Annotated in this window: 16 protein-coding genes and 1 riboswitch; of the genes, 9 read left to right on the forward strand and 7 right to left on the reverse strand. The window is 65.8% G+C overall.

Translation table 11 applies throughout. From position 1 onward, the window contains the following. The first annotated feature begins 129 nt into the window (after window positions 1–129). Complete coding sequence (locus tag ACTJK6_RS22565) at window positions 130–4,809, forward strand: putative Ig domain-containing protein (RefSeq protein ID WP_440840230.1); 4,680 nt, start codon at window positions 130–132, stop codon at window positions 4,807–4,809. Window positions 4,810–4,884: 75 nt separating this feature from the next. Here the strand turns inward: ACTJK6_RS22565 and ACTJK6_RS22570 are convergent, their stop codons facing one another. After that, window positions 4,885–6,045, reverse strand: coding sequence for an NAD(P)H-dependent flavin oxidoreductase (locus tag ACTJK6_RS22570; protein WP_252692162.1), 1,161 nt, complete (start codon window positions 6,043–6,045; stop codon window positions 4,885–4,887). Between the two features lie 215 nt (window positions 6,046–6,260). After that, a riboswitch (TPP riboswitch) is annotated at window positions 6,261–6,362 on the forward strand. 99 nt (window positions 6,363–6,461) lie between these two features. Between ACTJK6_RS22570 and thiC the strand changes: the two genes are divergently transcribed. From thiC to ACTJK6_RS22600, 6 genes are all read left to right on the forward strand, one after another. Beyond that, a complete protein-coding gene (gene thiC, locus ACTJK6_RS22575; RefSeq protein ID WP_440840231.1) occupies window positions 6,462–8,369 on the forward strand; it encodes a phosphomethylpyrimidine synthase ThiC in 1,908 nt (635 codons plus the stop codon). Between the two features lie 14 nt (window positions 8,370–8,383). Next, window positions 8,384–9,526, forward strand: coding sequence for an FAD-dependent oxidoreductase (locus ACTJK6_RS22580; RefSeq protein ID WP_440840232.1), 1,143 nt, complete (start codon window positions 8,384–8,386; stop codon window positions 9,524–9,526). Beyond that, window positions 9,523–9,738, forward strand: coding sequence for a sulfur carrier protein ThiS (gene thiS, locus ACTJK6_RS22585; RefSeq protein WP_045205182.1), 216 nt, complete (start codon window positions 9,523–9,525; stop codon window positions 9,736–9,738). The genes ACTJK6_RS22580 and thiS overlap by 4 nt, the downstream gene beginning before the upstream one ends. A gap of 9 nt (window positions 9,739–9,747) precedes the next feature. Then, a complete protein-coding gene (locus tag ACTJK6_RS22590; protein WP_440840233.1) occupies window positions 9,748–10,584 on the forward strand; it encodes a thiazole synthase in 837 nt (278 codons plus the stop codon). A 99-nt stretch (window positions 10,585–10,683) separates the two neighbouring features. Further along, on the forward strand, window positions 10,684–11,838 hold the full coding sequence (locus tag ACTJK6_RS22595) for a thiamine phosphate synthase (protein ID WP_440840234.1): 1,155 nt from the start codon (window positions 10,684–10,686) through the stop codon (window positions 11,836–11,838). 125 nt (window positions 11,839–11,963) lie between these two features. Beyond that, on the forward strand, window positions 11,964–12,443 hold the full coding sequence (locus ACTJK6_RS22600; RefSeq protein WP_440840235.1) for a VOC family protein: 480 nt from the start codon (window positions 11,964–11,966) through the stop codon (window positions 12,441–12,443). 66 nt (window positions 12,444–12,509) lie between these two features. Here ACTJK6_RS22600 and ACTJK6_RS22605 read toward each other — a convergent pair whose 3' ends face one another. The 5 genes from ACTJK6_RS22605 to ACTJK6_RS22625 all read right to left on the reverse strand — a co-directional run bounded on the left by ACTJK6_RS22605 (window position 12,510) and on the right by ACTJK6_RS22625 (window position 17,975). Then, entirely contained in the window at window positions 12,510–12,869 is a 360-nt protein-coding gene (locus tag ACTJK6_RS22605) for a hypothetical protein (protein WP_440840236.1), read from the reverse strand. Between the two features lie 14 nt (window positions 12,870–12,883). After that, complete coding sequence (gene thiD / locus ACTJK6_RS22610; protein ID WP_440840237.1) at window positions 12,884–13,795, reverse strand: bifunctional hydroxymethylpyrimidine kinase/phosphomethylpyrimidine kinase; 912 nt, start codon at window positions 13,793–13,795, stop codon at window positions 12,884–12,886. Window positions 13,796–14,320: 525 nt separating this feature from the next. Further along, a complete protein-coding gene (locus tag ACTJK6_RS22615; protein WP_440840238.1) occupies window positions 14,321–15,016 on the reverse strand; it encodes a hypothetical protein in 696 nt (231 codons plus the stop codon). Window positions 15,017–15,105: 89 nt separating this feature from the next. Continuing rightward, the gene (locus ACTJK6_RS22620) at window positions 15,106–16,500 is read right to left on the reverse strand and encodes an alkaline phosphatase (protein WP_440840239.1); all 1,395 of its coding nucleotides are present in this window, start codon (window positions 16,498–16,500) and stop codon (window positions 15,106–15,108) included. A gap of 17 nt (window positions 16,501–16,517) precedes the next feature. Beyond that, window positions 16,518–17,975 carry an alkaline phosphatase gene (locus ACTJK6_RS22625; RefSeq protein WP_440840240.1) on the reverse strand — a complete coding sequence of 486 codons (1,458 nt, stop codon included), beginning with the start codon at window positions 17,973–17,975 and terminating at the stop codon, window positions 16,518–16,520. Window positions 17,976–18,201: 226 nt separating this feature from the next. On the opposite strand from ACTJK6_RS22625, the gene ACTJK6_RS22630 reads away from it, so the two are divergent. Beyond that, entirely contained in the window at window positions 18,202–18,951 is a 750-nt protein-coding gene (locus ACTJK6_RS22630; RefSeq protein WP_440840255.1) for an AAA family ATPase, read from the forward strand. Window positions 18,952–19,027: 76 nt separating this feature from the next. Here ACTJK6_RS22630 and ACTJK6_RS22635 read toward each other — a convergent pair whose 3' ends face one another. Then, the gene (locus ACTJK6_RS22635) at window positions 19,028–19,312 is read right to left on the reverse strand and encodes a hypothetical protein (RefSeq protein WP_440840241.1); all 285 of its coding nucleotides are present in this window, start codon (window positions 19,310–19,312) and stop codon (window positions 19,028–19,030) included. 523 nt (window positions 19,313–19,835) lie between these two features. On the opposite strand from ACTJK6_RS22635, the gene ACTJK6_RS22640 reads away from it, so the two are divergent. Further along, window positions 19,836–20,432, forward strand: a complete 597-nt coding sequence (locus ACTJK6_RS22640; RefSeq protein WP_440840242.1) for a PAAR domain-containing protein — start codon at window positions 19,836–19,838, stop codon at window positions 20,430–20,432. Window positions 20,433–20,503 lie beyond the last annotated feature (71 nt).

A 20,503-nucleotide genomic window follows, 5' to 3' on the forward strand; every position in this document is an offset into this window, starting at 1 on the left:
TACAGGCGGGAGCTCACTAGCGCCGAATACAGCGCCTGCGATACGGACGGTGTGACCGCAGGTGCGAACGGTATCTGGATGGATTCCAACGGGGATATTGGCTCGGTTGTTGCTCCTGACGGCTCTTCCATGTCCGTTGATTTGAGCTCCTACCCGCATGACTACCTCGTGCTTCAGCCGGCGACGGGCAAGACTGGGCCGTGGACCTTTGCGTTCTACGGATGTCCCGCCGGTGTCAGTTGCTTTCCATATACCAGCAACGTGACGATCAACGTCACAATGCCTGCGCCTACGGTAACCAATATCTCCCCCACCGCAGGCACGACCGCCGGCGGCACCTCCGTCACCATTACCGGCACCAATTTCACCGGCGCCACGGCCGTCAAATTTGGCGCGACCAACGCCACCAGCTACAACATCACTAGTTCAACGTCGATCACAGCCACCTCGCCCGCAGGGGCGGCCGGTACGGTTGATGTCACCGTGACCAACGCGAACGGAACCAGCACCACCAGCGCCGCCGATCAATACACCTTTGTGGCGCCTCCCGTTGCGAACGCAGTGAGCACCACCGTTGGACACGGCAGTACAGGCAACCCCGTCACGCTGAACATCACCGGCGGCACGCCGACCGGCGTGGCCGTCGCAACGCAGGCAGCGCACGGCACAGCCACCGCGTCGGGCACGTCGATCACCTACACGCCCAACGCGTCGTACTCGGGCACGGACTCGTTCACGTACACAGCGACCAACGCGGGTGGTACGTCTGCGCCGGCCACAGTGACTGTCACTGTGTCGAATCCGACAGTCACGTATGGGCCGTCCTCGCCTGCAGCCGGCACGGTGGGTACGGCCTATAGCCAAACGCTGGCTTCGGCCAGTGGCGGCACGGCGCCTTATACCTACACGATCGCGTCGGGCGCGCTGCCAGCCGGCATCTCGCTGGCCAGCGACGGCACGCTGTCGGGCACGCCCACGGCCGGCGGTACGTTCAACTTCACCGTGACGGCCACCGACAGCAGCACAGGCACCGGTCCGTTCACGGCGACCAGCGGCGCGCTCACGCTGACCGTCGCTGCACCGACGATCACGCTCTCGCCGTCTTCACTGACCAATGCCACCGTTGCGACGGCATATAGCCAGACGATAACGGCCAGCGGCGGTACGGCGGCCTACACCTACGCCATCACTTCCGGAGCGTTGCCGGCGGGCCTCACGCTCAGTTCTGGCGGTGTGCTGTCGGGGACGCCCACGGCAGGCGGCACGTTCAACTTCACCGTGACCACCACCGATAGCAGTACCGGCAGCGGCCCGTATACCGGCAGCCGTGCCTATTCGCTGGTCGTCAATGCGCCCACGTTGGCGATCACACCGGCATCGGGCAGTTTCAGTGCTTCAGCGGGCGTGGCCTACAGCCAGACCTTCACAGGCAGTGGCGGTCTAACGCCGTACACCTATAGCCTGGTGGTCAATAGCGGGACGATGCCGACCGGTCTCTCGTTCAACACCAGCACCGGCGTGCTATCGGGTACGCCCACCACCACGGGCGTGGTCAATTTCACGGTAACTGCCACAGATCACGCATCGGGCACGGGGCCGTACAGCACGTCTGGCACCTACACGCTGACCACCTCGGCGCCCACCATTACCGTGTCGCCCACCACGCTGACTGCGGCAACTGTCGGCGCCGCCTACAGCCAGACCGCCACGGCCAGCGGGGGTGCCGCGCCTTACGGCTACGCGCTGACTGCTGGCGCGCTGCCAGCGGGCTTGAGCTTGAACGGCAGCACCGGCGCAATCACGGGTACGCCCACGGCGGGCGGCAACTTCAACTTCACCGTCACGGCCACCGACGCCAACAGCTATACAGGCTCGCGTGCGTACACCCTGACGGTCAACGCTGCCACCGTCACGGTGAGCCCGAGCACGTTGCCCGGCGGTACCGTCGCTACGGCATACAGCCAGACCCTCTTGGCGAGTGGCGGCACAGGTCCCTACACCTATGCCGTCACGGCAGGGTCGCTGCCGACGGGGCTGACGCTGTCCAGCAGCGGCACGCTGTCGGGTACGCCCACGGCGGGTGGAGTGTTCAACTTCACCGTCACTGCGACTGACAGCAGTACCGGAACCGGCCCCTACACGGGCAGCCGCGCCTACTCGCTGACGATTGGGTCGCCCTCGTTGACCATCACGCCGGCCTCGGGTTCTCTCAGCGGTGTGGCAGGTACCGCTTACAGCCGCAATTTCACGGCAAGTGGCGGTACGAGCCCGTACACCTATGGTCTCGTGGTCAACAGCGGCACCATGCCCGCGGGCCTGACGTGGAATGGCGCCACTGGCACGCTGGCAGGTACACCAACCACGGCCGGCACGGTCAGCTTTACTGTCACCGCTACCGACAGCTCGACGGGGACGGGCGCTCCATTTGCGGTAAGCGGGGTCTATACGCTCACCATCGCCGCGCCAAGCGTGACGGTATCGCCGGCCACGCTGCCCAACCCGGCGATTGCATCGGCGTATAGCCAAACCATCACGGCAGCCAATGGCACCGCGCCGTACACCTACGCCGTGACGGCGGGTGCATTGCCGGCAGGCCTGAGCTTGAACACCACCACCGGCATCCTCTCGGGCACGCCCACCGCAGGCGGAACGTTCAATTTCACCATCACGGCGACGGATGCCAACAGCTTCACGGCCAGCCGGGGCTACAGCGTCACCATCGGCGCGCCCACGGTCACGGTGAATCCGGCGGCTGCTAACCCGGCCCAGGTCACCACGGCCTACAGCCAGACCTTCAGCGCCACCGGCGGCACCGCGCCTTACACCTACGCCGTGTCCACCGGTACGTTGCCCGCGGGCCTGAGCCTGAACGCCAGCACAGGCGTTCTGTCGGGCACGCCCACGACGCTGGGCAGCAGCACCTTCACTGTGAAGGCCACTGACAGCAGCACAGGCACCGGCGCTCCGTACAGCGGTACACGCAGCTACACGATCACGGTGGGCCAGGTGATCGGCACCGCGCCGGCAATCACGGCCACCACCATGTCGACGGCACCGATCACGCTGCATGCAACGGCCAATGCAACGGGCGGTCCGTTCTCGTCCATCGCGATTGTCAGTCCGCCTGCCAGCGGCACCGCCGTCGTCAACGGCCTGGACATCGTCTACACGCCGACCCCGACCACCTCCGGCGCCGTCAACTTCACCTATGCGCTGATCAACACGGCCGGCACATCCGCGCCGATTCCGGTGACGGTCAATGTGAACGCCGTGCCGATTGCCGTGGCGCAGAAACAGGCCACTACGTCGTCGGGTCAGGCGGTGAGCGTGGACCTGACCGAAGGTGCCACGGGCGGCCCATTCACGGGCGCGACGCTGGTGTCGGTGGTGCCAGCCAACGCCGGTACGGCCACGATCGTGCAGAAGGCCGTGCAGACACCGGCCGGCCTGAAGCCGCAGGCTGCGGCGGCATCGACGTACGTGCTGAACTTCACCCCGTCGGGCACCTACAGCGGCCAGGCCGTGCTGACGTACACGCTGTCCAACGCGTTTGCCACCTCTGCACCGGCGACGGTGCAGGTGAGCGTGGCGCCGCGCAAGGACCCCTCGGCCGACCCGGATGTGGCAGGTCTGATCAACGCGCAAGTCCAGGCCGCGCGCCGCTTCGCCACCACGCAGATCGACAACTACAACCGTCGCCTCGAAGCGCTGCATGGCACCGGCCGGGCGCCGTCAAGCAACGGTCTGACAGTCGCCATGCCGGGCCAGCGCGTGGACATGCAGGCGCGTTGCCAGGATGTGGTCGGCATTTCCGCGCACGATGCCTGCATGCGCGGTGACGGTCAGGGCGTACGGCCATTCGCGCGCGGCAAGCGCACCACCGATGCGGCCAACGGCAACACCGACAAGTCGAACGCCGATGCAGGCCCCGACCTGCCCGGAGCTGATGCGGCCGGCGCGGGCCCGGACAACACCGACCCGAACCTCGCGTTCTGGAGTGCCGGTACGCTGGACTTCGGTTTCGCCAACGCCGGCACGCAACGCTCCGGTTTCCGCTTCACCACGGGCGGCGTGACGGCAGGCGCGGATTACCGCGTGTCCGATCAGTTCTCGATCGGTGGCGGTTTCGGCTACGGGCGCGACTCCACCGACATCGGCAACGCGGGCACCAAGAGCACGGGCGACAGCTATAGCCTCGCCTTGTACGGCAGCTATCGCCCGCTGCCTTCGTTGTTCGTCGATGGTGTGGCGGGCTTCGGCACGCTCAGTTTCGACTCGCGCCGCTGGGTGACGGACTCCAACGACTTCGCCACCGGCAAGCGCAACGGCAAGCAAGTGTTCGCCTCCGTGTCGGCCGGCTATGAGCATCGCGATCGCACCTGGCTGATCTCGCCTTACGGGCGCCTCTCGGTCTCGCAATCGACGCTGGATCAGTTCACCGAATCAGGCGCCGGCATCAACGCGCTCACGTATTTCGACCAGACGGTGACGACGGTATCCGGCACGCTCGGCCTGCGTGCGGAATACACGCAGAAGACCAAGTGGGGCACGTTCCTGCCGTTCGCACGGGTGGAGTACCAGCACGACTTCAATGGGCAGAGCAATGCAGGGTTGGCGTATGCCGATCTGGCCTCGGCGGGCCCTGCTTATTACGTGCCGGGTACGCCGTTTGGGCGCGATCGCATGCAGATCGGGCTGGGAACGAAGTTCCGCACCGGGCCGCTCACGTTTGGGCTGGACTACAGCGTGATGGCCGGGATGGGCGGTTTGCAGCAGGGGGTTCGGTTGACGTTCGCTGCACCGTTCTGACGCAACAAGCAGTAAGCGCCCAACAAAAAGCCAGCCTTCGGGCTGGCTCTTTTTTTCGGACGCGATGTCAGCGCATCAGGTGGCCGTCGAGGATGCCGCCGGTTTTTCTCCGGTCAGCAAGTAATGCATCAACTCCTTCACCGGCCGAATCGCCTCGCCAAACGGCAGCTTCCCCGCACCACGGAAAAACAACCCGCGCTCCACATCCCCACGCAGCGCCTGCGCCAGCTTCAGGTCAATGCAGAACTGCCCCACCTTGCCGATGCCATCCCGCAGCCCGCACGTCTGCAGGCAATCGAATCCCTGCAGGCAATCCCGCACCTTGGCCTTGGCCTGCAGCGCGCTCTCGCGCGACAGATACCGCGACAGCCAAGGCGTCATCACGGCTCGCGCAGGCAGCCCCGCCACGCTGACGAACTCGCCGATATCGCCTTGCTCCGCGCCCGTCAGCACGCGCTTGAAGCGCACGTGCGCATCGCCCTCTTCCGTCACCGCAAACGCAGTGCCGAGCTGCACCGCAGCGGCGCCCTTGTCGAGCCAGTGCTTCACCTTCGCATGCGAGTCGATGCCGCCCGCCAGGATGATCGGAATCTGTTCCGCAGCCAGCCCCAGCTTGATGAACAACTCTCGGCATTCGTCCAGCACGCGCGCAAACGAAAAGCGCTCGTCGCGCAAATCCTCAATGCGCGCCGCGCCCAAGTGGCCGCCGGCGTGCGTCGGATGCTCGATCACCACCGCATCGGGCAGGCGCGACTTCTTCATCCACCGCTTGAGTACCACGCCCACGCCGCGCGAGTCGGAAAGGATCGGGATGAGCGCCACTTTCGGGTGTTCTGCCGTCATCTCCGGCAGATCGAGCGGAAGCCCCGCGCCCATCACGATCGCATCGGCACCGCTCTCGCACGCCTGACGCACCAGCGCCGGGTGCGATTCCACCGCCTTCATCACGTTCACGGCGATCATGCCGTTGCCCTGGCTGCCTTCGCGCGCTGCACGAATCTCGCGGTCCAGCGCGACAAGGTTGGCGGCGTTGATGGCGTCCTTGTCGCGGGATTTCTCGGTGGCGGCAACAAGGTCTGCGTGGTGATGGCGCAAGTCGATGCTGGCGATGGTGCCGACGCCGCCTTCGCGCGCCACGGCGCCGGCCAGCCGGTGCGCCGAAATACCCACGCCCATCCCGCCCTGCACGATGGGTACGAGGCTGCGCCCCGCGAGTGTGAACCGACGCTCCAGCATGACAACTCCCAGCGGCCGTGCCGCAATGCAATAGAAAAGGGATTGAGCGTCGCATAGGTGAAACGCGATGGGGTTGCGCAAGATCAAGGCCGGCTGCGCCGGTGCGTGCCGCCGCACATTGCGTGGCGGTTTGGACTGAAATGACCGGCCAACCGTCACCTCAAGGGTTTTCGTGCTGGCAACGCCGGCAGCCCTGTGCTTAAATTCAGCCTCGTTGGATGAAACAGGGGTGCCGTACGGATGGGCCGTGCGGCTGAGAGAGTCCCTTCGCACCCGATCCGGTTCGTACCGGCGTGGGAAGTTTCAGAACACCGCGTAGTCTCTGGCAGCCACCCCCTCAGTTCTTCTGGCCACGCCACCTCTCCCGGTTTCGTCCACTGCCTGCTCCACCAGGCCACAGAATCTAGGACGAGACCATGCCCCAAGCCAAAAACGCCCCCGCCGCATCGTTCGACTCGCTGCAGTCCGAGCTCGACCAGAAGTTCGCCTATCCGGCCTCCAGCAAGACCTACATCGTCGGCAGCCGCCCGGACATCCGCGTGCCGATGCGCACCATCAAGCAGACCGCCACGCGCACCGACAAGGGCGAGATGCTGAACCCGCCGGTGCCGGTGTACGACACCTCGGGCCCGTACTCCGACCCGGACGTGCACATCGACCTGAAGGCGGGCCTCGCCCCGCTGCGCGCCAAGTGGATCGACGAGCGCGGCGATACGGAAATCCTCTCGGGCCTGTCGTCCGAATACGGCCGCACGCGTGCCAATGATCCGGCCACGGCCCACCTGCGCTTTGCACAACTGACGAACCCCCGCCGCGCCAAGGCTGGCGCCAACGTGAGCCAGATGCACTATGCGCGTCGCGGCATCATCACGCCGGAAATGGAATACGTCGCGTTGCGCGAATCGCTGAACCTGCAGGCGCTGCAAGACAAGCCCGAATACCGCCAATTGCTCAAGCAGCATCCGGGTTTCTCGTACGGCGCGAACCTGCCGCAGCGCCCGGAAGACATCACGCCGGAATTCGTGCGTGCGGAAATCGCTGCCGGCCGCGCGATCATCCCGGCCAACATCAACCACACCGAGCTGGAGCCGATGGCCATCGGCCGCAACTTCCGCGTGAAGATCAACGGCAACCTCGGCAACTCGGCGGTGACGTCGTCGCTGGCCGAGGAAGTGGAAAAGATGGTGTGGGCGATCCGCTGGGGCGCCGACACGATCATGGACTTGTCCACCGGCAAGCACATTCACGAGACGCGCGAATGGATCCTGCGCAACTCGCCGGTGCCCATCGGCACGGTGCCGATCTACCAGGCGCTGGACAAGACTGGCGGCGTGGCGGAAGACCTGACGTGGGAGATGTTCCGCGACACGCTGATCGAGCAGGCCGAGCAAGGGGTGGACTACTTCACCATCCACGCGGGCGTGCTGCTGCGCTATGTCCCGCTCACGGCTGACCGCATCACCGGCATCGTCTCGCGCGGCGGCTCGATCATGGCCAAGTGGTGCCTGGCGCATCACAAGGAAAACTTCCTGTACACGCACTTCGACGAGATCTGCGAAATCATGAAGGCGTACGACGTGTCGTTCAGCCTGGGCGATGGCTTGCGCCCCGGCTGCATTGCCGACTCGAACGACGCCGCGCAGTTCGGCGAGCTGCACACGCTGGGCGAACTGACCAAGAAGGCGTGGGAGCACGACGTGCAGGTCATGATCGAAGGCCCGGGCCACGTGCCGCTGCAGCGCGTGCAGGCCAACATGGACGAAGAGCTGAAGCACTGCTTCGAAGCCCCGTTCTACACGCTGGGCCCGCTGGTGACCGACATCGCCCCGGGCTACGACCACATCACCAGCGGCATCGGCGCGGCCAACATCGGTTGGTACGGCACCGCCATGCTCTGCTACGTCACGCCCAAGGAACACCTTGGCCTGCCCGACAAGGAAGACGTGCGCGAAGGCATCATCACCTACAAGATCGCCGCGCACGCGGCTGACCTTGCCAAGGGCTGGCCGGGCGCGCAGCTGCGTGACAACGCGCTGTCGAAGGCACGCTTTGAATTCCGCTGGGAAGACCAGTTCAACCTCGGCCTCGATCCGGAGAAGGCGCGCGCCTTCCACGATGAAACGCTGCCGGCCGAGGGCGCCAAGATCGCGCACTTCTGTTCGATGTGCGGTCCGAAGTTCTGCTCGATGAAGATCACGCAGGAAGTGCGCGACTACGCGGCATCGCTCGATTCCAACGCCACATCCGCAGCAGTTAACCCAACTGCGGGCATGGAAGAGAAGTCGATCGAGTTCCGCAAGAGCGGCAGCAAGATCTACAGCTAACCACAACCGGTGCAATGCCAACCTCAACTTCATTCGACGTAACGATCCTCGGTGGTGGCCTCGCTGGCCGCCTGTGTGCCTGGCAACTCGCGCAAACGGGGGTGCCCCCCGCGCGCATTGCCGTGGTGGAGCGCGGCCCGCGCGACGGCAGCTCTGCTGCTGCGTACGTGGCTGCAGCCATGCTGGCGCCGCTGGCCGAAGCCGCCGTGGCCGATCGTTTTGTCGTGGACTTGGGGTTGGCAAGCCTGGCGCTGTGGCGCGATTGGCTGCCCAAGCTGCGCACGCCGGTGTTCTTCCAGGAGGCCGGCACGCTGGTGGTGTGGCACGCGGCAGACCGTGGTGAGGCATCGCTGTTTGCCAACCACGTGCGCAATGCCGCGCCGCCCGAGCGCGTGGCCGCCGATCTGCGCGCCGTAGACGCATCCGGCATTGCCCAGCTCGAGCCGCTGCTCGCACAACGCTTCACGCAAGGTCTGTATCTGGCGGGCGAAGGTCAGCTTGACCCGCGCGGCGTGTTGGATGCGCTGGCGACCGAGCTGGAAGCGCTGGGCGTGCAATTGCGCTGGAACACGGAGGTTGCTGATCCGAGCCCCGACGCGCTGGCCGCTGCGGGGCTGGGTGCGCGCCTCGTGCTCGATTGCCGTGGGCTCGGTGCCAAGCCGCAGTGGCCACGCCTGCGTGGCCTGCGCGGCGAGGTGGCGCGCATTCATGCGCCCGATGTGTCGCTCACGCGGCCGGTGCGCATGCTGCATCCGCGTTACCCGCTGTACATCGCGCCCAAGCCGGGCAACGTCTACGTGATCGGTGCGACCGAGCTGGAATCCGACGACATGTCGCCGGCCAGCGTGCGTTCCACGTTGGAATTGTTGTCTGCGGCCTACGCCGTGCACCCCGCGTTTGGCGAGGCGCGCGTGCTGGAGCTGAACACGCAGTGCCGCCCGACGCTGCCCGACCACCGTCCGGCCATCCGCTGGGACGGCGCTGGCACATTGTCGGTCAATGGCCTGTACCGGCACGGCTACATGATCGCGCCCGCCGTCACCCAAGCCGCGGTGGCAGCGGCGTGCGACGTGCTGGACGGCTGTGCCTTCGACACGGACGACTGCGAATGGCCCGCGCTGTTCGCCGCCGCATCCCCCGAACCTGTTTTGTCATGACGCTGAACGTCACCCTCAACGACCTGTCGCTCGCGCTGCCTGCGGGCAGCACGCTGGCCGATGCCATTGGTGCTGCTGCGCCGCAATTGCAAATTGCGCCGCCGTTTGCCGCATCGGTGAATGGCGACTTTGTGCCCAAGGCGCGCCATGCTCAGCACGCGCTCAACGCGGGCGACCGCATTGCACTCGTGCAGCCCGTTGTGGGCGGCTAGGAGTCTTCGATGACCACTACGAACCTTTCCGCCGTGGCGGACCCGCTGCGCCTCTACGACGAGACCTTCGCCTCGCGCCTGCTGCTCGGCACCGCGCGGTATCCGTCGCCGCAAGCGCTGGAAGACGCGGTGCGCGTGTCCAACCCGGCCATGCTGACGGTGGCGCTGCGCCGCCAGAGCGCGGGCTCGCCCGAGGGCGGTGCCGGCTTCTGGAAGATGCTGCGCGACCTCGGCGTGCCCGTGCTGCCGAACACCGCCGGCTGCTATTCCGCCGACGAGGCTTATACCCTCGCGCAGATGTCGCGTGAGGTGTTCGAGACCGACTGGATCAAGCTCGAAGTCATCGGCGACGACTACACGCTGCAGCCCGACACGCTCGCGCTGCCGGCGGCTGCAGAACGCCTCATCCGCGACGGCTTCAAGGTGCTGCCGTACTGCACTGAAGACCTCGTGCTGTGCCGCCGCTTGCTCGACGTCGGCTGTCAGGCGCTGATGCCGTGGGCCGCGCCCATCGGCACCGGCCGCGGGCCCACCAACCCATACGGCCTGCGCCTGCTGCGCGAGCGCCTGCCCAACGTACCGCTCATCGTCGATGCGGGCCTGGGTGTGCCGTCGCACGCCACGCAAGTGATGGAATGGGGCTACGACGCCGTGCTGCTGAACACCGCTGTCGCGCAAGCGGGCGACCCGGTGGCGATGGCGCAGGCGTTTGCGATGGCCACGCAAGCCGGTCGCTTGGCGCGCCTGTCCGGCCCGATGCCTGAGCGTGATGTCGCGCAGGCGAGCACGCCGGTTGTGGGTTTGCCGTTCTGGCATGCGGAAGAGCGAAGGACGTATGAGCAGTAAGCAGGGCCCCCGCGCAGCGGGGAGGCGCACGTCCGCGAATACGATCCACCACCGATGCCGATGCAGTTTGATGAACGATAACGAGACTGAGGTGGTCGCATGAGCCTGTCTGCCTTGCGTTTTTCCGCCACGTGGCCGGAAGCGGCTGCGCTTGCCGCACGGATCATCGATCGCCATACCGAAGCCTTCGGCCGTGCGCCGCACGCCTGGAGCGTGACCGACCGTGCTGACGAAGCCACCACTCCCAACACTGTTCTGCTGACCACCGATGCCGCGCAGGCCGAACGCGCTCGCTCCGTTGGTGCGGCCGTTGTGCTGACGGCAGTGGAACGCGATCAGCGCATCGACACCGTGCATGATCGCCTCGGCACGTATCGCTTCACCTCTGCAGCAGCAGGCGATGCGCTTGACGCTCGCTTTGTCGCCGTGTTCGGTGCGGCGCTCGCGCTGGCATTCGAGCCGCGCGATGCGCTGTGCGTGGCGCGCGCGTGGATCGCCGAAGCGAATGCCGATGCCCTCGCGTGGCCCACGCAATTCGATGCCCTGCCCCGCGTGGTCGAACCAGCGTTGCCGTGCCCGACCGCGGCGGACCTCGCCTTTGCACCGTGCCCGACGCAGCTCGGTATCTACGCCGTCGTGCCGGATGCCGAATGGGTGGCGCGCCTCGTCGCGCTCAAGGTGCCGACCGTACAACTGCGCTTCAAGTCGGACGACGCGCAGGCCGTGGTCGACCAGGTGCGCCGCGCAGAAGCCGCCGCACGCGGCAGCGCCACGCGTCTGTTCATCAACGACCACTGGCAAGTCACGCTGGACGCGCACGCGCAGGTGCCCAATAGCGGCATCTACGGCATTCACCTCGGCCAGGAAGACATTGACGATGCCGACTTGGTGGCGATCCGCTCGGCCGGTTTGCGCCTTGGCATCAGCACACACGGCTTTGCCGAAATGCTGCGCGTCGCACCGTTGAACCCGAGCTACCTCGCGCTGGGCGCCGTGTTCGCCACGCCCACCAAGACCATGCCGACCGTGCCGCAGGGCCTCGGCCGCCTGTTCGCCTACGCGGCGGCCATGCGCACGCGCGTGCCGGCGCCGCCGCTGGTTGCCATTGGCGGCATTGATCTGGCAGCGATGCCGCGCGTGCTGGAATCCGGCGTGGGTAGCGTGGCCGTGGTGCGCGCCATCACCCAGGCGGCCGATGTGCCGGCGGCGGTGGATGCATTGCAAGCGACGTTCGCGGCGCACGTGCGCGCGTAAGCATCGTCAGCCGCACGTCCGCGCGCTTGCGCCGCCCACCCGGGTTTTCGCTGACCTATCCTGTTCGTGCGCCGCTGCGGTTGTTGCCGAAGCGGCTTTCCAACACACGCTGCAGGAGACAAGACATGGCGGTCCAGCCCATCCCCGAGGGTTACCACAGCGTCACCCCGTACCTGAGCATCAAAGGCGCCGCGCGCGCCATCGACTTCTACAAGCAGGCCTTTGGCGCCACCGAGATCATGCGCATGAACGGCCCCAACGGCACCATCGCGCACGCAGAAATCCGCATCGGCAATTCACCCATCATGCTGGCGGACGAAATGCCGAACATGATCTGCGCCAGCCCCGACACGCTGCAGAGCACGTCGGTCGGGCTGATGATCTACGTACCCAACGTCGACACCGTGTTTGCCAATGCGCTGAAGGCCGGCGGCGCGGAAGTCCGCCCCGTGGTGGACCAGTTCTACGGCGATCGCTCCGGCACGCTCAAAGACCCGTTCGGCCACGTGTGGACCGTGTCCACGCATGTGGAAGACGTGGCGCCCGACGAGATGGCCAAGCGTATGGAGAAGTGGACGAAGGAGCAGGCAGCGGCATCGGCTTGATATCTGGAGCAGTCAAGAAAAAAGCGCGGACGGGAGCCGCGCTTTTTCTTTGTCCGGGTTGATTTCCTAGCGCGGCTGGCACGTCACCTGCACATTGTTCACGTCCCCATTGACCGTGCCGCTGGCATTGGTCACCACGCAGTTGGCCGATGCGGGCTGCGTGCTGATCGTCACCACGTAACTGCCGTCGAACGGCACCAGCCCGCCAAACACGAACGGGCCGTTGGCCGCCAGCGTGAGCGAATCGCGGCCGTTGTTGAGCAACACGATCGACTGGCCCCCGGGCAGCCCGGACAGCGTGCCGCCAATCGAGAAGACGCTGCCGATGGGCGAGCCCAGGCTGATGTAGCCGTTACAGGCACCGAGCAGCGCGCACAGCGCAGCCAGCGGAAGGCAGCGAACCAGCATGATCGGCAGGCGTTTCATGGCAGCTCCCCTGATCAGTCTTCCTCGACATCCACTTCGAGCGAACGCGGTGCGGCGAGCGGGCGCGGCGCGAACCCGTGGTTCAACGGACCAGCGCCACGACCGAGCGCCAGGTGGCGGCCGGCACCGATGGCGTGCAGCAGGTAATCGAGCGAGGCTTCGATGGCCACTTCCAGTGCATCGCCACGTGCCAGGTGCGCGGCAATGGCGGCGGACAGCGTGCAGCCGGTGCCGTGCGTGTGCGGGGTGTCGATGTAGGTATGGGCGTAGATGCGCTCGGTGCCATCGGCGGTGACTAGCACGTCTTGCAGCACGCCGTCTTCACCGGCGCTGGACGTGGCGGCCAGATGCCCGCCCTTGAGCAGCACGGCGCGGGGGCCGAGCGCCAGCAGGTCGCGCGCGGCGGGCAGCATGTCGTCGGCGGTGCGCACCTCGCGGCCGAGCAACGCGCTGGCTTCCGGCAGATTCGGCGTGACGAGCAACGCGCGCGGGAAGAGCCATTTCGCCATCGCCTGCACCGTGGCGTCGCTGCCGAGCGCTGCGCCGCTGGTGCTGACCATGACCGGATCGACGACGAGGTTGGCGACCGGGTGGCGCTCCAGGGCCGACACGATGGCCTCCACCACCTGGGGCGTACCGAGCATGCCTGTCTTGGCAGCATCGACGCCAATGTCGCTTGCCACGGCGTCGATCTGCGCGGCGACGATGTCGGGCGTGAGCGACTCCACCGCCGTCACGCCCAGCGTGTTCTGCGCGGTGATGGCCGTGATGGCCGACATGCCGTAGCAGCCGAGCGCGGCAAACGTCTTCAGGTCAGCCTGGATGCCCGCACCGCCGCCGCTGTCCGAACCGGCAATGGTGAGCACGCGCGGCACGTGCGAGGCAGGAGCGGCAAACGCAGCGAGGGTCGGGTCGGTGATCGTCATGTCGTGCGAATGTGTGGGGGGTGTTTCGCACTATAGCGCTATCGCGGCCGAATCGACGCGCCAGCCTCTGACCCCGGAAGGCGACGGTTTCAGGCCCAAGCGCGAAGCAAAAACCGTGGAGCGTGACGGTGTTTGGCTCGCGCGCGAGGCTCAAACCGTCAGGAGCGATCGTTTCCGGCGCGAATGCGAGCCTCGGACCGTGGAGCGCGACGCTTTTACCCCCGATCACGAGGCTCAAACCATGGAGCGCCACCGCCTGAGGGGCGAACGCGGGGCTCAGAGGGCGGCGCACCGCTGTCAGAGCACCATTTTGTTGGCTCGTTGAGAGCCGCGCGTGGGCCTCGGAGCCTGGCACGCCACCCTCCAAGGCTGGTGCGTGAGCATTGGACCGTGGAAGGCCGCCCTCCGAGGTCGAAAATTTGAAGCTCGGAGAGCGGAGCACGGGCCTTGGACCCCCGCGATCGGCTGTCCGGGCCTGGAGCGCGAGGCTTTTTGCCTAGCGCTCCGGCTGCAGACGGCGGCCCGTCAGTCCATGAGGTCGGTGTAATCAGCAGCGGCGTAGCGCTGGGCGCGTTCCCACGGTGCGGCGGCGGGCGCCGGCAACGCCGTCACGCGCGTGAGCTTGCGTTGGGTGCCGGTGGCGTTGCGCGATTCCACGCGACGCGGGTATTGGCCGGCCACGTCCCAATCGACGGTGACGGTGCGCTCGCCCTGCGTCGAGCGGTAGGTCTGCACGCCATTGCGTACCGGGCCTTCGGCGCGCATGCCTTTGAGCGCAGCCGGGTCGAGCAGGTGATACGCCGTCGCCCACGAGCCGTCGAAGCCGATGTTGGAATATTCGGCAGGTTCCACGGCGTAGTTCTTCTGCTGCGATTCGCTCACCACGCGCACGGTCAGCGCGCCCTTGGCGTCGCGTTCGATCCAGCGCGGCGCGGTGTCGGTATCGGCGTGCTTGTGGCCGGCGTGGGTGTTGGCGTGGTCATGCTCAGCGTGCACCGAAGCGGGCGGTAGGTCGCGGGCGATCCAGACGCGGTCACCCTGGCGGTAGACGCGTTCGGTAAAGCGGGCGTCGCGCTGGATGCCGTCGGTGCCGAGCGACGACATCTGGTGTTCAACACGCAGGGCGGTCAGCGAGTCGGACGAAGCCGGGCCGGCGGCATGTGCCGTGGCAGCGAGCGCGGCGAAGGCGAACGAAAACAGAATGCGGACAGATCGGGTCATGCGGATTCGAGATCGGGAAGTCGGGAAAACCAAAACGAAAAAAGCGCATGCCGATGACTTCGGCATGCGCGTCAATGGAAACGCAGGAATCAGAGGCCCATGGCCGTCTTGACCACGCCGAACACTTTCGTGTTGTCCAGCGTGCCCTTCAGCGGTGCGCTGCCCGGACCAGAGGAGAACAGCATCACATCCCCGCCGCCGTGCGTTTCCGAACCAGGCGTGCCGAGCTGCACCCCCACTTCCTGCAGGTAATCGTCTGCAGCCGTGTCGACCGAGGCCACGTTGTCGCGTGTGGCCTTGCGTGTCGTGCCGCCGTTGCCGAACACCAGCGTGGTGTACGGCAGGCCGTCGGCGGCCAGTTGCGGCTGGCCGGTCTTGATGTCGTTCGACACGCCCAGGATCGGGTTGCCCTTGCGCGGGTAGCCGTTGATCGTCATCGTGTGGTCGTGGTCGGCCGTCACGACGATCAGCGTGTTCGACAGATCTGCCGTGCCCAGCGCGCGCTTGATGGCTTCGTCAAACGCGCCGGCATCTTCCAGCGCGCGCTTGGCGTTGGTGCCGTGCAGCGCGTGGTCGATACGGCCGCCTTCCACCATCAGGAAATAGCCCTTGCCATTCTTCTGCAGCACGCGGATGGCCTTCTCGGTCATGTCCGCCAGGCTGGGTTCGTCCACATTGTTCTTCTTGCGATCCAGCTCGTAGTTCATGTGGTCCAGGTTGAACAGGCCGAGCAGCTTGTTGGTCGTGGCCGGGTTGACGGCGGTGAGCTGCGTGCCGGTGGTCACGTAGCTGTAGCCGGCGGTCTGGAACTGGGCGGTCAGGTCGGTCGTGTCGGTGCGCTTGCTGCCCGTCGTGCCTTGGGGCAGGTAGTGACGGCGGCCGCCGCCGAGCAGCACGTCCAGCCCATCCTTGAGCGCGGCGTTGTACAGCGTGTTGCCCGGCGTGCCTTGCGCGGCGATGGTGTTCTCGCCGTCGCGGTGGCAGACGTGCGAGTACGTGGCGGCCGGCGTGGCGTGCGTCACGCGCGTGGTCGTCACCGCGCCCACCGACTTGCCGGCAGCCTTGGCCAGTTCCAGCAGCGTCACGGCGGGCGTGCCGTTGTTGGCCGGGCACGTGCTGTCTGCTCCGCTCACGTAGCCCTTGCCCGTGGCATCGCTGGCCTTCGTGTCCTGCGACATGGAGATGACTTCGTTGTTCATCTTCACGCCGGTCATGTATGCCGACATCGACGGGGCGCTGTCGGTGGTCTGCGCATCGTTGGAGTACGTCTTGATGCGCGCCGTGCGCTTGAGCGATTCCATCGTGAGCTTGCCGGCCTCGCCCACCTTGTAGATGCGCGTGGCGGTGACGGTGGTCGGGCCCATGCCGTCGCCCAGGAAGAAGATCACGTTCTTGGCTTCACCGGCGGCGTGCGCTTGGGCGCAGGCACCGGCTGCCAGCGCCAGCAGCGTGGCGCGCAGGATACGGTTCGATTGCGTGTTCATGATGTGCCCTCTCCCGCTTACAGACCCACGGCCTGCTTGATGAGGCCGAAGACCTCGGTGTTGTCCATCGTGCCGGTAAAGCGCTCGGCGCCCAGGCCGCGTGCGCCGATGAAGACATCGGTGCCGCCGTGCGTTTCGCCGCCCGGCGCAACCGGGATCACGGCTTCCTGGTGGTAGCTCTTGTCGTACACGGCGGCATCCGTCAGTGCGCCGCGCGTGGCCGGGCGGTTCTCGCCGGTGCCGAAGCCGATGATCGTGAACGGGTTGCCGCCGGTGTCGGTGGCGTTGGCGCCGGTCACATAGTTCTTCAGCAGGCCCAGCACGCCGGGGTTGCTGTCGCTGGTCGGGCCCGTGCGCTTGGCGTAGCCGTTGAGCACCAGCGTGTGGTCGTGGTCGGCGGTCACCACGATCAGCGTGTTCTTCAACCCCGGGTCGATCGTGCCCAGCTTGTCGATCGCGCCACGGATGGCGGAGTCGAACGCCACGGTGTCCTGCAGTGCCTTGCGGGCGGTGGTCTCGTGCAGCGCGTGGTCGATACGGCCGCCTTCCACCATCAGGAAGAAGCCCTTCTTCTTGGCGGCCAGCACGTCGATGGCCTTGTTCGTCATCTCGCCCAGGCTCGGCTCCTTGCTCGGATCGCGGTCGAGGTCGTACGACATGTGGCTGCTGGTGAACAGGCCCACGACCTTGCCGTCGGTCGCTTGCAGCGTGTCGAATTCGGCCTTGTTGCTGGCATAGCGGTAGCCGCCGGCCTTGAGTTCGGCGATCAGGTCGCGGCCGTCGGTGCGCGCGCCGCCCGCCGTGGTCGGCTGGAAGTGCTTGCGTCCGCCGCCGAAGACGACGTCCACCCCATCGCCCAGCGCGGCGTTGAAGCCCTTGCCGGCCGGCGTGAGCTGCGCGGCGATGGTGTTCTCGCCGTCGCGGTGGCAGATGTGCGAATACGTGGCGGCCGGCGTGGCGTGCGTGATGCGCGTGGTGGTGACCACGCCCGTGCCGTAGCCTGCGGCCTTCATCAGTTCGAGCAGCGTCGTGACGGGCTTGCCGTTGCCGCTGGGGCAGGTGCTGTCGGCGCCCGAGAGGTAATCCTTGCCGCCCGCGTCATAGGCCATCGTGTCCGGCGACATCGAGATGACTTCGTTGTTCATCTTCACGCCGGTCATGTAGGCCGACATCGACGGCGCGGAATCCGTCACCTGCGCGTTGTAGGAATACGTGCGCACGAAGCCGGTTTCCGGCAGCGTGTCCATGGTCAGCTCGCCGTCTTCGCCCACCTTGTAGATGCGCGCGGCGGTCATGGTGGTCATGCCCATGCCGTCGCCCAGGAAGAACACGACGTTCTTGGCGGGCGTGGTGGTGGGCGGAGTGGTGTCCGGCGTGGCGCTGCCGGAGGTGGACGTGCCGTCGCTGCCGCACGCGGCCATGGCCAGTGCAGCGGCCGCGGCGGCGGCGTACTTCGTAAGTTTATGGTTGTGCATCGTTGGCTCCCTGAACGATGCCCGGCACTTTGGTGGCCGCGTGTTGCATGTCCGTGATGCGGGTGCGCCACTTCCTAACCGGATCGCAAGGTTGGCGTGTGACAGCGCATTGACACTGCCGCGTGATGCGCGTTACAGCGGCTCCGTTGCCTGAGCAGGTGGCCGCTCGCGAGGCGGCATGCGGCGCGATACGATGCGGCATCTGCGATTCGCCCTGCGCCGCCCCATGCTCACCCGCCAGTTCGTCAGCCACGTCACGCTGCGGCGCGACACCGTTGCCGCGTTCGATGCGTATCCGTTCAGCCTGCCCGCCGTGCGCGCGCTCGACACGCTGGAGCTGCATCCCAAGGTCACGTTCCTCGTCGGCGAAAACGGCTCGGGCAAATCCACGCTCATGGAGGCGATTGCCGTGGCGCTCGGCTTCAACGCCGAGGGCGGCTCGCGCAACTTCAACTTCAGCACGCATGCGTCGCACTCCGAGCTGCACGCGCATCTGCGCATAGCACGGGGCTTTCGCAAGCCGCGCACCGAATTCTTCCTGCGCGCCGAGAGTTTCTTCAATGTGGCCACCAACATCCAGCAGATGGATGAAGAGCCGGGCCTGGGCGGGCGCGTGATCGATTCCTACGGCGGCCGATCGCTGCATGCGCAATCGCACGGGGAATCGTTTCTGGCGCTGTTGATGAACCGCTTCGGCCCGAACGGCCTGTACCTGCTCGACGAACCCGAGGCGGCGCTGTCACCGCAGCGGCAGCTGGCGGTGCTCTCGCGCCTGCATGACCTGGTGCAGGCGGAAAGCCAGTTCGTGATCGCCACGCACTCGCCGATCTTGATGGCCTATCCCGACGCGTGGATCTATCAATGTGACGGAGACGGCATCCGGCGCATCGCCTATGAAGAGACCGAGCACTTTCAGGTGACGCGGGACTTTCTGGCGAATCCGCAACGGATGCTGAACATGCTGCTGGAGCAATGAACTGCCGTGGTGGCGGTCGAATCCGCTGGCTCCGGGGCATATCCCCGGCCCGCCCCGGGGATACGTCTTGCTGTTGTTATGCGGCGGAGACCCGCCGCCGCTCGATGGCGGCCAACACTTCCCACGTGCGCGGGTGCACGTCGCTCCCCCCGAGCGACATCGCCAGGTACGCATCGATGGCATCGACAAAGCCCTTCACGAATGCCGGCGGATACGCATGTTCAGAGAAGTAGGTGAGCTGCTCGCGCAGCATGCCTAGCCTGCATTGGCCATGGGTGCGCATATCGGTGCGCGTGCGGCACAGAAACGCGCGCGCTGAGACTGCGCCGTCGAGGTAGAGGCGGTTCTTGGTCAAAGACATGCGGCACCTCCCGGTTGTGTGGGAGGCATGCGGCGCCAAGGGGGCGGCGAAGGGTAAGACGCGGGGCGATGCCCGCCGAGTGCGGTAGCCATGTGGCCTCCGGGGATAGGTAGAGGGAGGCTCGCCGCTCGCTGCGAAACGAGGGTGGCGGGCCTGACGACAGGGTTCGCAGACCGGCCTCCTATCCCAGCATTGCCGGCAGACCCGAAGGTCTCCCTGCCCGGCCCGCCATGAAAAGCATAGGCGTGCACAAGCACCGGACATGAAAACGCCGCGCGAAAGGCGGCTGTCCGTCTGGGAAAAAAGAGGAGGAGATGGGCTGCGAAACCCGGCCACCGTTGAGGCGGTGACGGTGGGGATTATAGCGACGGGATCAACGTGCTCCGCTGTCATATTTCGCCAACTCCGCGAAATCAGTCGATTTGCCCAAGACAATTCATAGAAGCCACCGGCATCGCGAGACTCGATGCATGTATAGGGGCGAATGACAAATCGAAACGGAGAAATGCGTTATGTGGAACGAATGGAGACCATGCTGCACGGTGGAGGTCGGACCATGATGCGAAGAATTGCTGTTGTCGGTGACACGCTTCTGAATGGCGGAACGGTCCTGTCCTATGCGGGGCCTGCCTGCACCTTTGGAAATGCTGGTCACCAAGTCGCCCTGATTGGCGGCCAAGCCTACTGCGAGATGTGCAAGAGCGTCGGCATCATTACCAAGGCGGGTGGCCCCCGCCGGATGAATTTCATGGGCGAAGTTGCTTTGGATGGTGACGAGGTGCTGTGCAAATGCCTGCATCCAAAGCGCATCGTTGCAGTGCTTGCAGGCGAAGCTTGGTATGAGGACGGAAGTGGTAGCGAAATAGAGCGCCAACGAGCAAATTCTGATCTTGCAAATAGCGTCCGGACAACCGCAGCGGTGTCACCGATTTACGACGAGCAATTCCTACTGAAAGACCGTCAAGGCAATGTACTGTCAGATACGTATTACACAGTCGGGCTGCCAAACGGGGCGATCAAACTTGGGACGACCGATCTGCTTGGCCGAACAGAACGTATTCGGACGGATGGCGTTCAAGAAATTCGCATTTACCTTGGTCACGTCGAAAACATCCGATGATGACGGTCTATTTCGATAAAATTTGTTGATCGGAAGAAGCACATGTTGATTTCAACCTGTACAACGAACGG

Source organism: Ralstonia sp. 22086, from assembly GCF_052045975.1.
Classification (GTDB): Bacteria; Pseudomonadota; Gammaproteobacteria; order Burkholderiales; family Burkholderiaceae; genus Ralstonia; species Ralstonia wenshanensis.